Source organism: Streptomyces sp. NPDC088747 (genome assembly GCF_044751025.1).
In the GTDB taxonomy this organism is placed as follows: domain Bacteria; phylum Actinomycetota; class Actinomycetes; order Streptomycetales; family Streptomycetaceae; genus Streptomyces.
Genome location: NZ_JBIVKZ010000009.1, coordinates 1 through 14,990 on the forward strand (window position 1 = coordinate 1; position 14,990 = coordinate 14,990).

12 protein-coding genes and 5 pseudogenes are annotated in these 14,990 nt (G+C 69.5%); 9 read left to right on the forward strand and 8 right to left on the reverse strand.

The window, feature by feature from the left end; all coding sequences use genetic code 11:
• Positions 1 to 1,088: 1,088 nt before the first annotated feature.
• A complete protein-coding gene (locus tag ACIP79_RS21595; protein WP_401225668.1) occupies positions 1,089 to 1,613 on the reverse strand; it encodes a DUF1877 domain-containing protein in 525 nt (174 codons plus the stop codon).
• A 242-nt stretch (positions 1,614 to 1,855) separates the two neighbouring features.
• Between ACIP79_RS21595 and ACIP79_RS21600 the strand changes: the two are divergent.
• From ACIP79_RS21600 to ACIP79_RS21615, 4 genes and pseudogenes are all read left to right on the forward strand, one after another.
• A pseudogene (locus ACIP79_RS21600) lies at positions 1,856 to 2,004 on the forward strand (DDE endonuclease); the annotation flags it as partial.
• A 10-nt stretch (positions 2,005 to 2,014) separates the two neighbouring features.
• A pseudogene (locus ACIP79_RS21605) lies at positions 2,015 to 2,862 on the forward strand (IS5 family transposase).
• Positions 2,863 to 3,028: 166 nt separating this feature from the next.
• Positions 3,029 to 3,079 (forward strand): annotated as a pseudogene (locus tag ACIP79_RS21610) (hypothetical protein); the annotation flags it as partial.
• Between the two features lie 125 nt (positions 3,080 to 3,204).
• On the forward strand, positions 3,205 to 3,492 hold the full coding sequence (locus tag ACIP79_RS21615) for a winged helix-turn-helix domain-containing protein (protein WP_401226252.1): 288 nt from the start codon (positions 3,205 to 3,207) through the stop codon (positions 3,490 to 3,492).
• 96 nt (positions 3,493 to 3,588) lie between these two features.
• Here the strand turns inward: ACIP79_RS21615 and ACIP79_RS21620 are convergent, their stop codons facing one another.
• From ACIP79_RS21620 to ACIP79_RS21635, 4 genes and pseudogenes are all read right to left on the reverse strand, one after another.
• Entirely contained in the window at positions 3,589 to 3,744 is a 156-nt protein-coding gene (locus ACIP79_RS21620) for a winged helix-turn-helix domain-containing protein (protein WP_401226254.1), read from the reverse strand.
• Between the two features lie 242 nt (positions 3,745 to 3,986).
• A pseudogene (locus ACIP79_RS21625) lies at positions 3,987 to 4,628 on the reverse strand (carbohydrate esterase); the annotation flags it as partial.
• 168 nt (positions 4,629 to 4,796) lie between these two features.
• On the reverse strand, positions 4,797 to 6,206 hold the full coding sequence (locus ACIP79_RS21630; protein ID WP_401225670.1) for an RICIN domain-containing protein: 1,410 nt from the start codon (positions 6,204 to 6,206) through the stop codon (positions 4,797 to 4,799).
• Positions 6,207 to 6,585: 379 nt separating this feature from the next.
• Positions 6,586 to 6,993: a RidA family protein gene (locus ACIP79_RS21635; RefSeq protein WP_401225672.1), complete on the reverse strand. Its 408-nt coding sequence runs from the start codon at positions 6,991 to 6,993 to the stop codon at positions 6,586 to 6,588.
• A gap of 126 nt (positions 6,994 to 7,119) precedes the next feature.
• Here ACIP79_RS21635 and ACIP79_RS21640 point away from each other — a divergent pair, with 126 nt between their 5' ends.
• Together ACIP79_RS21640 and ACIP79_RS21645 are read left to right on the forward strand one after the other, a co-directional pair.
• Entirely contained in the window at positions 7,120 to 7,500 is a 381-nt protein-coding gene (locus ACIP79_RS21640; protein WP_383683995.1) for a winged helix-turn-helix transcriptional regulator, read from the forward strand.
• A gap of 119 nt (positions 7,501 to 7,619) precedes the next feature.
• Entirely contained in the window at positions 7,620 to 8,402 is a 783-nt protein-coding gene (locus ACIP79_RS21645; RefSeq protein WP_401225674.1) for a PIG-L deacetylase family protein, read from the forward strand.
• A gap of 58 nt (positions 8,403 to 8,460) precedes the next feature.
• On the opposite strand, the gene ACIP79_RS21650 is transcribed toward ACIP79_RS21645, so the two are convergent.
• The 3 genes and pseudogenes from ACIP79_RS21650 to ACIP79_RS21660 all read right to left on the reverse strand — a co-directional run.
• Positions 8,461 to 9,243: a class I SAM-dependent methyltransferase gene (locus tag ACIP79_RS21650; protein WP_401225677.1), complete on the reverse strand. Its 783-nt coding sequence runs from the start codon at positions 9,241 to 9,243 to the stop codon at positions 8,461 to 8,463.
• A 195-nt stretch (positions 9,244 to 9,438) separates the two neighbouring features.
• Complete coding sequence (locus ACIP79_RS21655; RefSeq protein WP_401225679.1) at positions 9,439 to 11,187, reverse strand: amidohydrolase; 1,749 nt, start codon at positions 11,185 to 11,187, stop codon at positions 9,439 to 9,441.
• A 181-nt stretch (positions 11,188 to 11,368) separates the two neighbouring features.
• Positions 11,369 to 11,521: pseudogene (locus ACIP79_RS21660) on the reverse strand (beta-1,3-glucanase family protein); the annotation flags it as partial.
• 103 nt (positions 11,522 to 11,624) lie between these two features.
• On the opposite strand from ACIP79_RS21660, the gene mmuM reads away from it, so the two are divergent.
• From mmuM to ACIP79_RS21675, 3 genes are all read left to right on the forward strand, one after another.
• The gene (mmuM, locus tag ACIP79_RS21665) at positions 11,625 to 12,566 is read left to right on the forward strand and encodes a homocysteine S-methyltransferase (RefSeq protein WP_401225682.1); all 942 of its coding nucleotides are present in this window, start codon (positions 11,625 to 11,627) and stop codon (positions 12,564 to 12,566) included.
• 116 nt (positions 12,567 to 12,682) lie between these two features.
• Positions 12,683 to 12,967: a hypothetical protein gene (locus ACIP79_RS21670; RefSeq protein ID WP_401225684.1), complete on the forward strand. Its 285-nt coding sequence runs from the start codon at positions 12,683 to 12,685 to the stop codon at positions 12,965 to 12,967.
• A complete protein-coding gene (locus ACIP79_RS21675) occupies positions 12,964 to 14,538 on the forward strand; it encodes an amidase (RefSeq protein WP_401225687.1) in 1,575 nt (524 codons plus the stop codon). The genes ACIP79_RS21670 and ACIP79_RS21675 overlap by 4 nt, the downstream gene beginning before the upstream one ends.
• Positions 14,539 to 14,990: the final 452 nt, after the last annotated feature.

Below are 14,990 nucleotides of genomic sequence, written 5' to 3' on the forward strand. Positions count from 1 at the left end.
ACGCGGTAGGTCTTTCCGTCCCGGGTGATGCTCGCCAGCGCGTCCTGGGAACCGCCCCCGGAGAAAGTGACGTCAGCCGCGGAGGCTTTCGGTACGACCTCACCGGACGGGGTGGTCTCCAAGTTGGTGTCGACCGGGATCCACCCGGACGCCTTCTTCACACGCACCGGTACCGGATCAAACCCGACGGTAAACGTGCCGTCCGGCTGGGCCGTGACGAGTTGCGTGGGAGTCGTCTCCGCACTTACCTCAACGGGTGAACCGGATTCCGCGGCCTTTTGTGCAGCGGCGGCCTCGGGCGATAGGTCGCCCGTACCAGACGTCGCCGATGGGATATCCGAGGCTGTCGCGGGGCCCGCCTGGGCATTCGCTGCACCCATCAGGGGCACGAGAAGTACCGACGCCAAGACCCAGGTTCCCACCGGCACCCGTCTGCCGCTTGCACGCACGCCGACAGCGCGACGCCCCCCACCCCACCACATAGCCCCCACCTTGCTCTTTACAGGTCTCTCACAGCTGGGTGAGCAAAGCCCGGAGGGGCACTTCTCGTCAATCACATCCCGGCGACACCAAGTCGAGTAAATCCACCCAAACACCGCATTGAGAAGGTAAAGGAAAGGAACACGGTTAGCGATCTAGAGGACATGGGAAGACCAGGGAATCCCAAAGAGATCACTCGCAAACGCTCGCAAACCCAAAAGATCAACAAGATGAAGCAAATCACTGTCCGCTCATCGACCGTCGGGAAAGACCCGGAGAACTTTCCATCGCCGACCTCGTAACCGAGCCGTTCGGCCCACACCGACTCATCTCGCCGTCGCCACCAGCCGTGTAGGCGGACCACCCGTCGCCAAGGTCCGTTCCGCCCAAAGGGAGCTTCCGACCAGGCAACGACGGCGCACAGATGTAGGCATGCGGACCGCCCCCGTTACCTTCTTCGTGGCTCCACAATGGGGCCTTCAGGCCCGGCATGACTTCCCCCTCCTGTTGTCGATGCCTCCGGGGTGTGGACGTTCGCGTAATTCCCCAGCCGGAACGTCACGTAATTCCCCAGGTGCTGGGTCGTGAGCCGACTCTGAAGTCCGGGGTCAGTCCCACCAGAGCACGAGGAGGAGGTGCCGTTGGGATGCGGCAAGGTAGAACTCGTGCAGGGCATTGAAGTGCCCCAACAGGTACTTCCTCGGGCCGCCGACGATCTTGTCCGCCCCATGGCCGATCAAGGAAGCGGCTTCGGTGTCTTCGGTCGGCAGGACGGCCAGGACGGCCGAAAAGTCGATTTGGCCGAGCAGTTCCGAGACGCGGTCCACTTGAGCTTCAAGAAGCGCAGCGGGAGGCGGTCCGAAGGGACCGATGGCATGCGGGTGCGTGTTGAGGAAACCGAGATCGATCACCGAGTCTCCCTCGGTGGCTTGCCGAAGAGCAGCCAGATGGACACCGTCGAGACCTGCCAGCTCGCAGACGCGTTCCAACATGGCTGGCGCCCAGTCCAGGTCCAGGACATCCGCCGACGACGGATCCCAATGGGGATCTCCATCGGTCGATGTTCCGGCTGACTGACGGCAGGCGGACAGATATTCCGCCGAGACGCGGGCGAGTTGCTGGGTGACGGCCATGACGGCAGTATCCCGACAGCGTCCACCGGTTTTCCTTCTTGGTTGGGGTCCTGCCGTTCTTGTCGGTGGGGCTCTTCGGGCGCTTGTTGGGGCGGTAGCTGGGGCCGTTCATGATGACCTGGTGGCTGGTGTTGATGAGCCGGTCCAGGAGAGACTCGGCGACTACGGGGTTGGGGAAGAGGGGATACCAGTCGCTGGGCGCTCGACGCCTGGCTCGTGTTCGAGACGAGGCCGGCTTCTCGATGACGCCGCCCACCACCGCACCTGGTCCCGGCGCGGCCACACACCGATCGTGCGGGTCCGCGGCCGTTCCCGCCGCCGCTTGTCGATCGCAGCCCTGGCCTGCTACAAATCCGGACAACCGTCCCGACTGATCTACCGCCCCCGTCCCGGGGGTTGGGGTGTGCGGGCTGCGTACCCGTTACTCGACGGATCTGTCCGATGCGGAGTGGGCGATCCTCTGTCCGCTGGTTCCGGCAGTCAGGCCCGGTGGACGGCCGGCAAAACATACACGACGGGAGATCCTCAACGCACTGGTGTACTGGCTGCGGGCCAGCTGCGCCTGGAGACCGCCGCCGCATGACCTGCCTCCGTGGCAGACGGTCTACCACTACTGGCGCCGGTGGCAGCAAGAGGGCGTGTGGGAACGAATGTTGATAGCTCTGCGGGAACGCGAGCGGGCACAGCTCAGCCGTGAACCCACTCTCCCAGTGCGGCCGTCGTGGACAGCCAGAGCGTGCGGGCCAGTGAGCGCGGTGGCCTGCACGGCTACGACGGCGGCAAGAAGGTCAGCGGCATCAAACGCCACTTACTCGTCGATACCCGCGGCACCGTCCTGGTGGCATGTGTGAGCCCGGCGAGCGTCGGCGATCGGGATGGCGTCGTTGTGTTGCTCTCTCGGGCTGCCGACACCTTTCCGCTTCTGCGGCATGTGTGGGCTGACCAGGGTTACCGCGGCGCCGACTTCCATGCCTGGGCCCGGGAGGCCACCGGCATCACCGTGGAGGTCGTGCAGCGCCGCGACGGAGAATTCCGCTCAACCTGGACCCGGGTGGGAGAACCGCCTCCAGCGGTGCCTCTCTTCGCCGTGGTCCCGCGACGTTGGGTGGTAGAGCGGACGTTTGCCTGACTGGGACGATGCCGCCGCCTGTCCAAAGACTACGAGTACCTGCGCGTCTGCTCGGAGAACGCCATCTACCTCACCATGGCCATGCTCCTCGTCCGCCGCATCGCAAGACCAGCCCGATGACAGGCTTTTCAGACGCCCTCGAGAGATCTTTAACGGTGCGGGTTACGTCTGGTCGTGACGGTTGGCGTCGGCTGCGCTATGCCGGAGGGGTGAGGTATCCCGATGGCGGTGGCTGACGGCCGAGGAGCGCGATCGGCGTGAGCAAGTCCGGCTCGCGGCAGCGGACTTGATCGAGGCGGGGGTCAGTGACTGCGAGGTGGCCCGGCGGTTCCGGGTGACCCGGATGCCGGCGAACCGCTGGCGTCGGGCCCTGGCCTCGGGCGGCCGCCAGGCGCTGGTCTCCAAGGCCCCGGCGGCGCCCGCTGCAAGCTCAGCGCCGGTCAACTGCGTGCTTTGGAGGCGGTGTTGGAGGCCGGTCCGGCCGTGTGCTGCTGGAATGACCAGTGCTGGACGCTGGCCCGCATCGGTGAGGTCGTGCGCCGCCAGTTCGGGGTCGAGTACACCCTGGCCGGGCTGGATCTGCTGCTGCACCGCATCGGCTGGAGCGTGCAGGTCCCGGCCCGCAGGGCCACCGAGCGGGACGAGTCGAAAATCGCCACCTGGAAGGACGAGCAGTGGCCCGTCATAAAAAGAAGGCGGCGGACCTGGGCGCCTGGCTCTGCTTCGAGGACGAGGCAGGTCAGGGCCTGAGGCCGCCCAAGGGCCGCACCTGGGGCCGCCGGGGCCGCACCCCGGTCGTGAGGATCACCGCCGCGGGCACCAAACGGGTCTCCATGGCGGCGCCTCTTACCCGCTGCCAGACCTCCGGTTCCCATAGCTCCATCGCGCTCGATCGCGCCCGATCGCGCGTCGAGCAGGCTGCTGCCAGGACCAGCCGTGCCTCCTCAGCAGCCGCCACGTGCCCTCCACCGTGTACGAGACGTGGCACAGTCGGACGATCATCGTCTTCACCTGGGCCAGCGTCGACGCACGCGGTTCCCGCAAATCGGGGATGTGGTTGTAGAGGGTGCCCGGGGAGACGTTCAACAGCTTGGCGATCGAGGTGACGGAGCGGCCGGGTTCGGCAGGAGGTCGCGGGCGGCCTTTTCACCCACGTCGTAACCGCAACCGTGCGGGCAGTCGGACTCGGACTGCTCCGCCCGACACCCGGCCTTCAAGAAACGAAGCAAAGATGAAGGCATTACGGTCGTCTTGTCGTTGTGGGCGAGCTGGATGAGGACCAGGTCGTGCCGGCGGATCAGCGGCTGAACGGTCGGGAAGAGTGCCGGGTCGGCGAGATAGCTGACCGTACTCTCCCCGGAATCCGCGTAGTTGGCGACCGAGACCCCACGGCGGAGGTACTGCGGCAGTTGCTGGCCCCAGCCCGAGTACGGATCGCCGGGCTGGTCGCAGACCGTGGAGTCGCCCACCAGCAGGATCTGCCGGGTGCGGGGGTGGGCCGGCGTCACCCGGATCCCGGCCAGGGCGGGCGCCGAACCGCCGAGCACCAGGTCGAACCCGGGTGATCCCGCGGGGCCCTTCGGTTCACCCTCGGGAGTGCGGACGTCGACCGTGAAAACGCGGGTCACGGGCCTGCCGGCCTCGGTGGCGGTCTCCGGGAGCAGCGAGCGACGCGTCTCGCCGCTGACGCTCGTACTGGCGGCCGCGTCGCCACCGAGGACCACACGGACGTCGTACGTGCCGGGCTCGACGTCGAAGTGACAGGCACTGGCGGAGCAGTCCTCAAGACCGGGGACGCCCGGCCCCTCGGACGCCCCCGCGGGTGCGACCGACAGCGCGCCGGCGGCTGTCACCACTGCCAGCACGACAATGCTGAAACGTCTCATGCGACTCCTCCAACGGGACGACGGGACGACGGGTAGGCAGGACAGCAGGACGGCAGAGCGATAGGACGGCAGGACCACAGGTCTTGGCCGCTGGACCGTACCGCGCCGGGAAAGCGCTTTCTAGTAGTCGGGCCTCGACTTCACACGATCGTCAACACCCGGTCGCCGTCAACCGCCGCGTGTCCACTGCTGGTTGGTCGCTCCGTTGCAGGTGTACGTGATCACCGCGGCGGAGTTGGCGGTGGACGCGCCGTTCACGTCGAGGCACTCGCCGCTCGCCCGGGACCTGAGGGTGCTGTAACCGCCCGAGGCGGTGACCGTCCACTGCTGGTTGGTGGCGCCGGTGCAGTTCTCCTGGGTGACGTCGGTGGCGCCCTCGGTCAGGCAGAGCGAGCTGTTGCGGACGACGAGTTGGTGGTAGCCGCTGCCGACCGACTTGAACCAGTACCTCTGGTTGTTGCCGCCGTTGCAGTCGTACTGCTTGATCTGGGCGCCCTGCCAGAGCGACTGGCTGGTCACGTCGGCGCACCGGGCGGAGTGCCGGGCGATGAGCGTCTGGTAGGTGGCGCCGGTCCCGACGACCGTCCCCGCGGTGGTGTCGAGGGTGACCTCGGGCGACCAGGCCATGGACATCGTGGTCGAGCTCGGGAAGGTCAACGGCAGCCACACGTAACGGGAGTCGTTGACGGTGCCGCCGAAGGAGTTGCCCCAGCGGTCGCCCATATAGAGGTACGAGGTGCCCGAAGTGCCCTGCACGGGAAGGACGTACGCGGTCTGCGAGCCGTAGGTCGTCGAGTCGCCGACGTTCGTCATGGCGGTCCACGGGCCGGTGATGCTGGTGGCCGTCGCGTACTGCTGCTGGTTCGGGCTCCAGCCCGTGGCACCCGAAGTCAGCATGAAGTAGACGCCGTTGCGCTTGAAGAGGGCAGGTGCCTCGCGGTGTCCGCCGTGCCAGGGGTCGGCGACCAGGGCGGCGATGCCGGTGTAGTCGGCGGTGAGCCGGTAGATCTGGAGGTCGTAGTTCTCCCGGGCGGCGGAGATCATGTAGCCCGTGCCGTCGGTGTCGACGAAGACCGTGATGTCGCGGGACATGTGGGTGCCGAGCGGGCGGAAACTGCCCTGCCAGGTGTAGTTGCCGTCGACGGTGTCGGACACGGCGACCGCGGCACGCGCCTCGGCGTAGTCGGTGCCGTTCTCCTTGTGCATCCACATCACGAACTTGCCGGTGGACGCGTTGTACATGACCTTGGGACGCTCGATGTTGGCGCTCGCCAGTTCGCTCGCGCTGGACCGGGTCAGGACGTGGTTGCGGAACTCCCAGTTCTTCAGGTCGGTTGAACGGTAGGCGTCCACGTACTGGAAGGTGTTGTCGGCGTTGCGGTGCTCGCCGAACCAGTAGTAGTAGCTGCCGACCTTGAGGACCCCGCCGCCGTGGGCGTGCAGTGAGCTGCCCGAAGTGTCGGTGAACTGGGTGCCGTTGGCGATCGTCTGGGGTGCCGCGGCTGCCGGTCCGGCGGTCGCGAGTGCGGCGGTGAGTGCCAGACAGAGGGCGACGAGGACGGCGTACACACGTCTCATTTCACACACACTCCTTGAGAGGGGCGGGCGGCTCATGCGGCGGCCACCCGTCCGTCATTTCGTCCCTCCGCCCATCCACCGCCCACCGTCCATTTGTCCGGCATATCGAACGGTATCTGCGATGACGAACGTGCGGCCGCCGAAAAGGTAAGCGGTTGCCATGGCGAGGTCAACGGGTCTGACGGGACGGGTCCTTGAGGTCCACCGCTCGAACGGCCTTGGGGCGATCCCTTCGGGCCGCCACGTGTGGCCGGTTCGGGGATGCCTCGGGCCCCCGTGGGCCCGGCCGCCCCGCGACCCGGCACGTTCGCGAGCTGCTGGGCCATGTGCGGAGCGTCTGATCCGCCGCTCGCGCTCTCCACACCCCCGGCGGGCGTGGTCAGTCGAGGATCGCGGTGACCTCGACCTCGACCAGGTGGTCGGGGATGTCCAGCGTCGCCACGCCGATGAGCGAGGCCGGTGCCATCGGGGTGATCCCCAGCTTCGCCGCCGCGCGGGAGACGCCCTCCAGGAAGAAGGGCATCTTGTCGGCGGTCCAGTCGACGACGTAGACGGTCAGCTTCACGGCGTCGTCGAAGGAGGCGCCAGCCGCGGCCAGGGCGGTGCCTGCGTTGAGGTAGCTCCGCTCGACCTGGGCGGCGAGATCTCCCTCGCCCACCGTGACCCCGTCGGCGTCCCAGGAGACCTGTCCGGCAACGAAGATCATTTTTGTTCCCGTCGCGATCGACACCTGCCGCATCACGTCGATCGCCGGAAGTCCGTCGGGGTTCACCAGGGTGATGGCCATACTGTCCGCCTCCTCGTCGCACGAGTTCGGTCACGCCGGGCTCGTGCTCTCTTGTGGTTACTCGGGAACCGTAGGAGAGTGAGCCCTGACATGGAAGAACGCACTTTTCAGTGACTGGGGAACCTCATGGTGACCAAGCAGTTCAGCGGCTCGCGCGACGAGGCGGACCTGCGGCGGGCGGACACCCTGGCGCGGGAGATCTTCTCCGACGTCGCCAACAAATGGGCACTCCTGATCATCGAGGCCCTGGGAGAGCGCACCCTGCGCTTCAGCGAGCTGCGGGGTGAGGTCGAGGGCATCAGCCACAAGATGCTCACCCAGAACCTGCGCATGCTGGAGCGCTACGGCCTGGTCGACCGGTGCGTGCACCCCACCGTGCCGCCCCGCGTCGAGTACACCCTCACGGTGCCGGGCCAGGGACTCCGGGCGACGGTCGACGGCATGTGCGGCTGGACCCATCAGTACCTCGGCCACATTGAAGAGTCCCGGCGTCGTTTCGACGGTTGAGACGGGGGCTCCCCCGCCCGCCGGGGATCACCAGGGATCGCGGGGAATCGCGCGGGATCGCTTGGGATCGCTTGGGACCTCTTGGGATCCGGGCTTTCGTCTCCAGGAGGTGACCGCCGGTGTCCGCGCCGAGCCTGCTCGGGGTTTTCGCCCACCCGGACGACGAGTCCCTGTCGGCGGGCGGAGTGCTCGCCCGCCATGCCGCCGCGGGCGCGCGCACCGCGGTGGTCACGGCGACCTGGGCCGCGGACACCCCGCGCGCCGGGGAACTGGCCGAGGCGCTGCGGATCCTCGGCGCGGGCCGCCCACGGCTGCTCGGCTACGCCGACGACCGGGTGCCGCGGTCCGCCCCCGGCCGGGCGCGCTTCCGGGACGCACCGCTGGACGAGGCGGTACGTCAACTGGTCGCGGCGCTGCGGGAGTTCCGACCGGAGATCGTCGTCACCCATGACGCGTACGGCGGGCTGACCGGCCATCCGGACCACGTGCACACCCACCGGGTGACCGTGCTCGCGGTCGAGGCGGCCGGGCTTGAACGGCTGTACCCGGAGGCCGGTGCCCCCTGGCGGCCGAGCGCCCTGTACCTGGCCACGCACCCGCACTCCGCCCTGCGGGTGTGGGGCGGACATCTGGCCGCCGCGGGCAAGTCGTTGCACAGTGTTCCGGACGAGTGGATCAGCGCGACCGTCGATGTGCGTCCCTGGCTGGAGCGGAAGATCGCGGCGCTACTGGCCCACCGCACCGAGGTGGCACGGGGAGCCGCCCCCGGGCTGGTCGCCGGCCTCGCGGAGTCGGAGCGGGCACGGCTGCTCGGCACCGAGTGGTTCATCCGCCATTCCCTCCGCTCCCCCGCCCTCTCTGCCCTCCCCACCGGGACCGTACGTACGGAACTGACCGTCTGAACGGCGCCGTCGAGGGGCCGGGGATCGGAAGTCAGCCGTGCCCGTGCCTGGCGATCTCTCAGGCCACGCGGTGGCCCGTGATGAGGTCGTGGATCGTGCGCTTGGTGACGCTGCCTCCGTTGTGGTCCTCGATCAGGTCCGTGACGCAGCGGAGCAGGCCGGTCAGCGCGGTGGGGTCCAGGGCGCGGTGGTTGGAGAAGGTGCGCAGGAGGTCGAGGTAGGCGGGGGCGGAGTACGTGATCTCCTGGCCGAAGCGCCGGGTCCGCACCGTGTCGAGCCGGTCGGAGCGGTCCAGTTCGCCGGTGTCGGGGATGAGGTCGGACTCGTCCGGCATGCGCAGGCCCGGAGTGGTGGCGGGGTCCCAGCGTTCGTAGCAGCGTTGGATCCGGTCGCAGAAGTCCTGGTCCCAACTGCCGCCCGCCACATGCCTGGTGGTGACGAGGGCAAGGATGCCGCCCGGGGCGAGGGCGTCCGTCGCCTTGGGGACTCGTACCGCCGGGTCGATCCAGTGGAAGGCGGTGGCGCTCACCACCAGGTCGAAGGGCTCCGGCGGGAGGCTCCACTCCTCGAAGGCCGACAGTTCGACGCGGGCGTTCGGGAAGGGCCGCAGGTTGCGCCGGGTGACCGCCGCGAGCGCGGGTCCCAGCTCGACGGCCGTGATCCGGCAGCCCAGCCGCGCCAGCGGAACGGTGAGCTGGCCGGTCCCGGGACCCACCTCGAGGACGCGGCTGTCCGGAGTCAGCCCTGCCACGGCGACCAGCGCCTCGACCAGCGGGGCCGGGTAGGCGGGCCGGGCACGGTCGTAGAGTTCGGCGTCCTCGTCGAACGTGTCGCGGAGCATGACTCAAGGCTAGGCCCTGTCGTCATATTGCCGTCCGCCGCGCGACGCCATGCACGCGGTGATACCGGGCCACCGGAGGGACGCCCTCGCCCCGGCGCCCCTGCGGTGCGGGCCCGCCCTGGCTGAGGGCGGGCCCGCACCGGTGGGTCGGCCATCGCTGTCCGGCACGTGGCCGTGGAAGCGGGAAGGCCCTGCTCAGACCTGCGGCTCCAGCGCCGGCCCGAGGGACGCGAACTTCTCCTTGCTGACGACCCGGCGCGGCGGCCAGGTGATGTTCTTCGGCGGCCAGTGCTGCCCGGTCTTCTTCAGGAACCAGGCCGGCGGCTCGTACATCGGGGGCTCGTAGCCCTCCGGCAGCGCGGTCTTCCAAGTCAGGCCCTTGGTCCGCTGTTCGAACTCCGCCTTGATGCCCCGAAGAAGCTCCGGCTTCACCAGGAGGTCGACGGCGGTCGCGGCCAGATAGGCTGCCGCCGTTTTGATCGCCGCGTGGGCGGGTGACGATCCCGCGCAGGAGGCGGTCGACCAGGTGTGCATCTTCGACCCGATGGGTGCCAGGGCCACTCCCATCGAGACCGTCGGCACCTGCCAGCTGATGTCGGCCACATCGGTGGAACCGCCGCCCAGGAAGAGCGGGTTGGGCGGCGCCAGCTCGCCGACACTGGCGTGCAGGCCGTACTCCGGAAGCCCCAGCGAGGCCTGGAGCTGCTTGGCCAGCCGCTGGGCGTCCGCCGAGAAGACCGGCGGCCCGATCTGCCGCATGTTGTCGTACATCAGCTCGGCGAAGGCCTTGGACGGGAGCTGGTTCCAGCACGCCGAGGTGATCCTGTGCTGCACCGAGGTGTTACTGGCGGTCGCCGCGGCCTTCGAGACAGCGATGACCTTGTCGAGCAGCGAGGTGACGCGGGCGACGCTCCCCTCGCGCACGTAGTAGGAGATCTCCGCTATCTCCGGTGTCACGTTGGGGATGTCGCCGCCGTTGTTGATCACCCAGTGCAGCCGGGCGGACGGGGCCATGCTCTCCTCGCGGAGGAACTCCGACATGGTCGCCATCATCACGGCCGCGTCCAGCGCGCTCTTGTTGCCCAGCGGGGTGCCCCCGTGCCCGGCCACCCCGAGGAAGGTGAAGGTGACGGCCGTCATCGCGTTGGTGGTGCCCCAACCTGTGCCGGTTCCAGGGGAGGGGTGCCAGTCGAGGAACGCGTCGAGCCCTTCGTATACGCCCTTGCTGACGGCGTACGTCTTTCCGATCAGCTGCTCCTCGGCGGTGGAACCGAAGAACTTCACGGTGACGTCGAGCTTGTGGCGCCTGGCCGCTTCAGCGACGGCGGCGGCCGCGGCCGCGGCGGCGGTCCCCAGGGAGCAGTGTCCGCAACCGTGACCCGGGCCGTAGCCGGGGGCGAAGGGGTCGTGGATGTACACCTTCGGGTCGTGCTCGCCCACGCCCTTGTTCTGGGAGAGGCCGGGCAGCGCGTCGTACTCGCCGCTGAAACCGATGACCGGCCCGCCCTTGCCCCGGGTGTAGGTGGCGGTGAAGGCGGTCGGGAAGCCAGCCGTGCCGAACTTGACGTCGAAGCCCGCCTTGCGCAGGAAGTCGGCCTCGGCGAGGGAGGAGTTCCACTCCCGCAGGCTCAGCTCGGCGTGCTCCCAGATCTCGTCGTTCAGCGCGGTGATCCGGGAGGCGTTCTGGTCGATCCAGCTGAGTGCGGTCCGCTTGGCGGCCGAGTCCTCGGCCAGCCCCTGGGGCGGGGCGTAGGCGGTCGCGTCGGCCTCGACGAGTCCTGCCGCCTCGTCGGAGGTGGCCGCCATGGCCGGATCCACGGTCGCGGCCATCACGGTGGTGGCGATCCCCGCGGCCCCGAGTACCTGCATGATTCTGCGACGGCTGAGCCCGTCGGCCGTCTGTATCGCGTGGTCGTGGTCGCTGGAGTCGTGCAGGTCGCACACGGGGCGCCTCCGGTCCGATGGCCTGTGGTCGGTGTATCGACCCGCACTCTCCATTCCGGATGTTGCGACGGCAACAGCTACACGAGTCACCGGAGTTACGCGTTCCGCTCGGCGTGGACAGGCGTCCCTCGCCCGTCCACCGGCGCGTCCGGGACCGCGGCGGCCCCGCGTCGACGGCTGCTCAGGAGCCCACGGTCACTGCGGAGTTGCCCGGATCGCCGTCGTGCGCCGCCCCCGAGGCGTCCCAACTCCCCTTCCGGGCGCACATCGCCGTAGGAGAACGCGTATCCAATGGGGAGTCCGCGTGGACGACGAGCGGCCGGTGGTCCGTCACGGCACCCTCGCGACAGTGCCCGGACCTCCGGAGCCGACGGGACGCAATGCCCATTAGGTGGACATCCCGGGGCGTTCGGATCCGCTTCGACTAGCGTCGTGACATGACCAGCGACACCACCGGCAACAGCGGCAGTACCGGCACCTTCGCCGCCGCTCTCACCACCGGCACGCTCGTCCTCGACGGCGGCATGTCCAACCAGCTCGAATCGGCCGGGCACGACCTGAGCGACGAGCTGTGGTCGGCGCGGCTGCTCGCGGAGCGGCCGGAGGCGATCGTCGAGGCCCACCTCGCCTACTACGAGGCCGGCGCGGACGTGGCGATCACCTCCAGCTATCAGGCCACGTTCGAGGGATTCGCCAAGCACGGGATCCCGCACGAGCGGGCGGCCGAACTCCTCGCTCGTAGTGTCGAGTTGGCGCGTGAGGCGGCTCGTCGCGCACACGCGAAGGGCGTCACCCGACCGCTGTGGGTGGCCGCGTCGGCCGGACCGTACGGGGCGATGCTGGCGGACGGCTCGGAGTACCGGGGGCGGTACGGGCTGAGCGTCGACGAGCTGGAGCGGTTCCACCGGCCGCGCCTGGAGGTGCTGGCCGCCGCCGCTCCCGACGTGCTGGCCCTGGAGACCGTGCCGGACACCGACGAGGCGAGGGCGCTGCTGCGGGCGGTGCGCGGGCTCGGCGTACCGGCGTGGCTTTCGTACAGCGTCGCCGGTGACCGGACGCGGGCCGGACAGCCGCTGGCGGAGGCCTTCGCGCCGGCCGCCGACGCCGACGAGGTCATCGCGGTCGGCGTGAACTGCTGCGCCCCGCAGGACGTGGACGCGGCGGTCGAGACCGCCGCGCGGGTGACCGGGAAGCCGGTCGTCGTCTATCCGAACAGCGGCGAGGTGTGGGACGCGCGGGCACGGGCCTGGAGCGGAGAGTCCACGTTCGCGGCGGCGCGGGTCGAGGGGTGGCACCGGGGCGGGGCGCGGCTGATCGGAGGGTGCTGCCGGGTGGGACCGGCCGCGATCGCGAAGATCCACGAGGCGGTCGGGGACTGAGGGTGCGCTGAGGTTGGCGTAACTCCGGTGAATCACGGGCTCAATGAGGACTTCACGGACAGGTGATGAAGTCCCCGTACTCGTCAGCCGATCACGAGCCGACCTGGGAGAACCCCTTGAGCGAGCCCACCGCCGAAGAACTGGACACCTACGTACGGACCCGCCTCAAACTGGCGGGTTTCGATCTCTCCCTGCTTCCCGAGACGTTCGACGCCGGGACGGGGGTGCCGACACGGGCCCAAGTGCTCACCTCGCTGCGGTCGTTCGTGGCGTCCACCCCGGGTGCGATATCCGGGTGGACCCCGCCCGCGGACAGCCCCGCGTACGCGCAGCAGGCCTCGCCGCCCCTCATCTACCCGTCCATCACCGAGGCCTGGACCGGTAAGGCGGCCGACCGATGAGCCGTGCCCTCAACAGACGTGTCTTCCTGGCGAGTTCGGCGGCGGTGGCGAGCGGACTCGCACTGCACGGCGCCGCTCCCGCGAGCGCGGCCTCGGCCGGCACGCCCCGCGTCCCCGACATCGACGTACGCGAGGCCGCCCGGCGGGACCCCTCCGAGGCCACTCTCGCCGAGGCCGTCGTCCTGATGCGGCGCGGGAAACTGACGTCGGCGACGCTGACCGAGGCATACCTGGAGCGGATCGAGCGGTACGACACCACCTACCAGGCGTACGCCGAAGTGACCGGCGACGCGGCGCTCGCGGCGGCCCGGAAGGCAGACCGAGGGCGGGGCACCGGTGGCGTGCTGCGCGGAATCCCCCTGTGCATCAAGGACAACTACTTCACCAAGGGTGTGCCGACGCGCTGCAACTCCCTTATCTTCGAGGACTTCGTGCCCGACGAGGACGCCACGGCCGTGGCCCGGCTGAAGGCGGCCGGCGGCATCGTCCTGGGCAAGGGGCAGATGGGTCCGCTCGCCACGACCCGGGCGACGCTGCCGAACGGGACGGTGACCACGGTCAACGCCTGGACGCCCGAGGATCCGGGGGTCGATCCGGGCGGCTCCTCGACCGGGCCCGCCTGCTCGGTGGCCGGACGTCTCGCGTCCTCCTCGATCGGCACGCAGACCGGCGGCTCCATCGTGCTGCCGTCCAACCAGCAGAACCTGACAGGGCTGAAGCCCACCATGGGCCGGGTGTCCATCCACGGCGTCATCCCGCTCTCCTTCACCCGCGACCACGCCGGCCCGCTCGCCCGTGACGCCATGGACGCGGCGCTCATGCTCCAGGTCATGGCGGGCCCTGACGCCCAGGACCCGCGCACGCTCGGGCTGCCGGCCGTGCCCGACCTGATCCGGTCCGCGACACCCGTCGTCTCGCGCGGTGGTGCGGTACGGGTGCGCCGTGCCACCCGGATCGGGGTGCCGGCCGACTTCCTGGGCGCGCAGAAGGAGTTGCGCGGCGCGCTCCTCGACAAGCTCGACGCGATCTCGGGCGTCACCCTGGTCGACGTCACCTATCCCGCCGACTGGGCGACGCTGACCGGCACCTTCAACGCGGCCCGGCTCGCCGAACGCACCGAGCCCTTCCGGCACTGGCTTCGCGCCGACCCGACCAAGTTCGGGGTTTCGCTGCTGAGTTGGCTCCAGGGGCTGATGCTGTCCGGTGACGAGTGGATCACCGCTCAGCGGGCCAAGAACCATCTGCTGCGGGAGGTCCTGGACGGGGTCATGGGCCGCTGCGACGTGCTCCTGCAGACCGGGCCGGTGCCGTTCGACATCCTCGGGCTGCCCGAGATCGCCTTCCCGATCGGCTTCGACGCGTCCGGAGTGCCGGTCGGTGCGATCCTCGGCGGTCAACCCTACGAGGAGGAACGGCTGTTGGAAGTGGCCGCCGCCTATCAGGCAGTCACCGACTGGCACACCCGACGCCCCGCCGACCCGGTCTCCACCACCCCGGCCACCGCCCGCCTGAAGGCCACCCCCACCCGCCCCCGCCTGTCGGCCGAGGAGGCAGCGGCAACCTCCGCCTGACACCAGCCGATCGCGGCACCGGCCGCCGCCCAACCCCGGCAGCCGGCCGGGGCGACGGCAGCGGCCTCCGCCGGAGGCCAGCCGGCCGCGGCGGGGGGATACCCGCCCGGCTCGGCGCCAACCGCAGCGACCGCGCGCCCAGCCGCGACCGTCGGCGGAGGGGACGGCAGCCACCCCCAACTGACGCCAACCAGCCACAGCGAGAGCGCCCGCCCGGCTGCCGACCGGGGAGACATAGTCCGACCAGCCCCGGCATCGACCGCAGTATCCGCGCCTGCCCAGCCGCCATTATCGGTCGCGGGAACGCGGCAGCCACCTCCAACTGACGTGAGCCAGCCACCGCGAGGGCGCCCGCCCTGCTGCCAGCCGAGGAGACCTAGTCCGACCAGCCCCGGCATCGACCGCGGCAACCGGGCCTGCCCAGCTGCGCTTGTCGGCCGAGGAGACGGCAG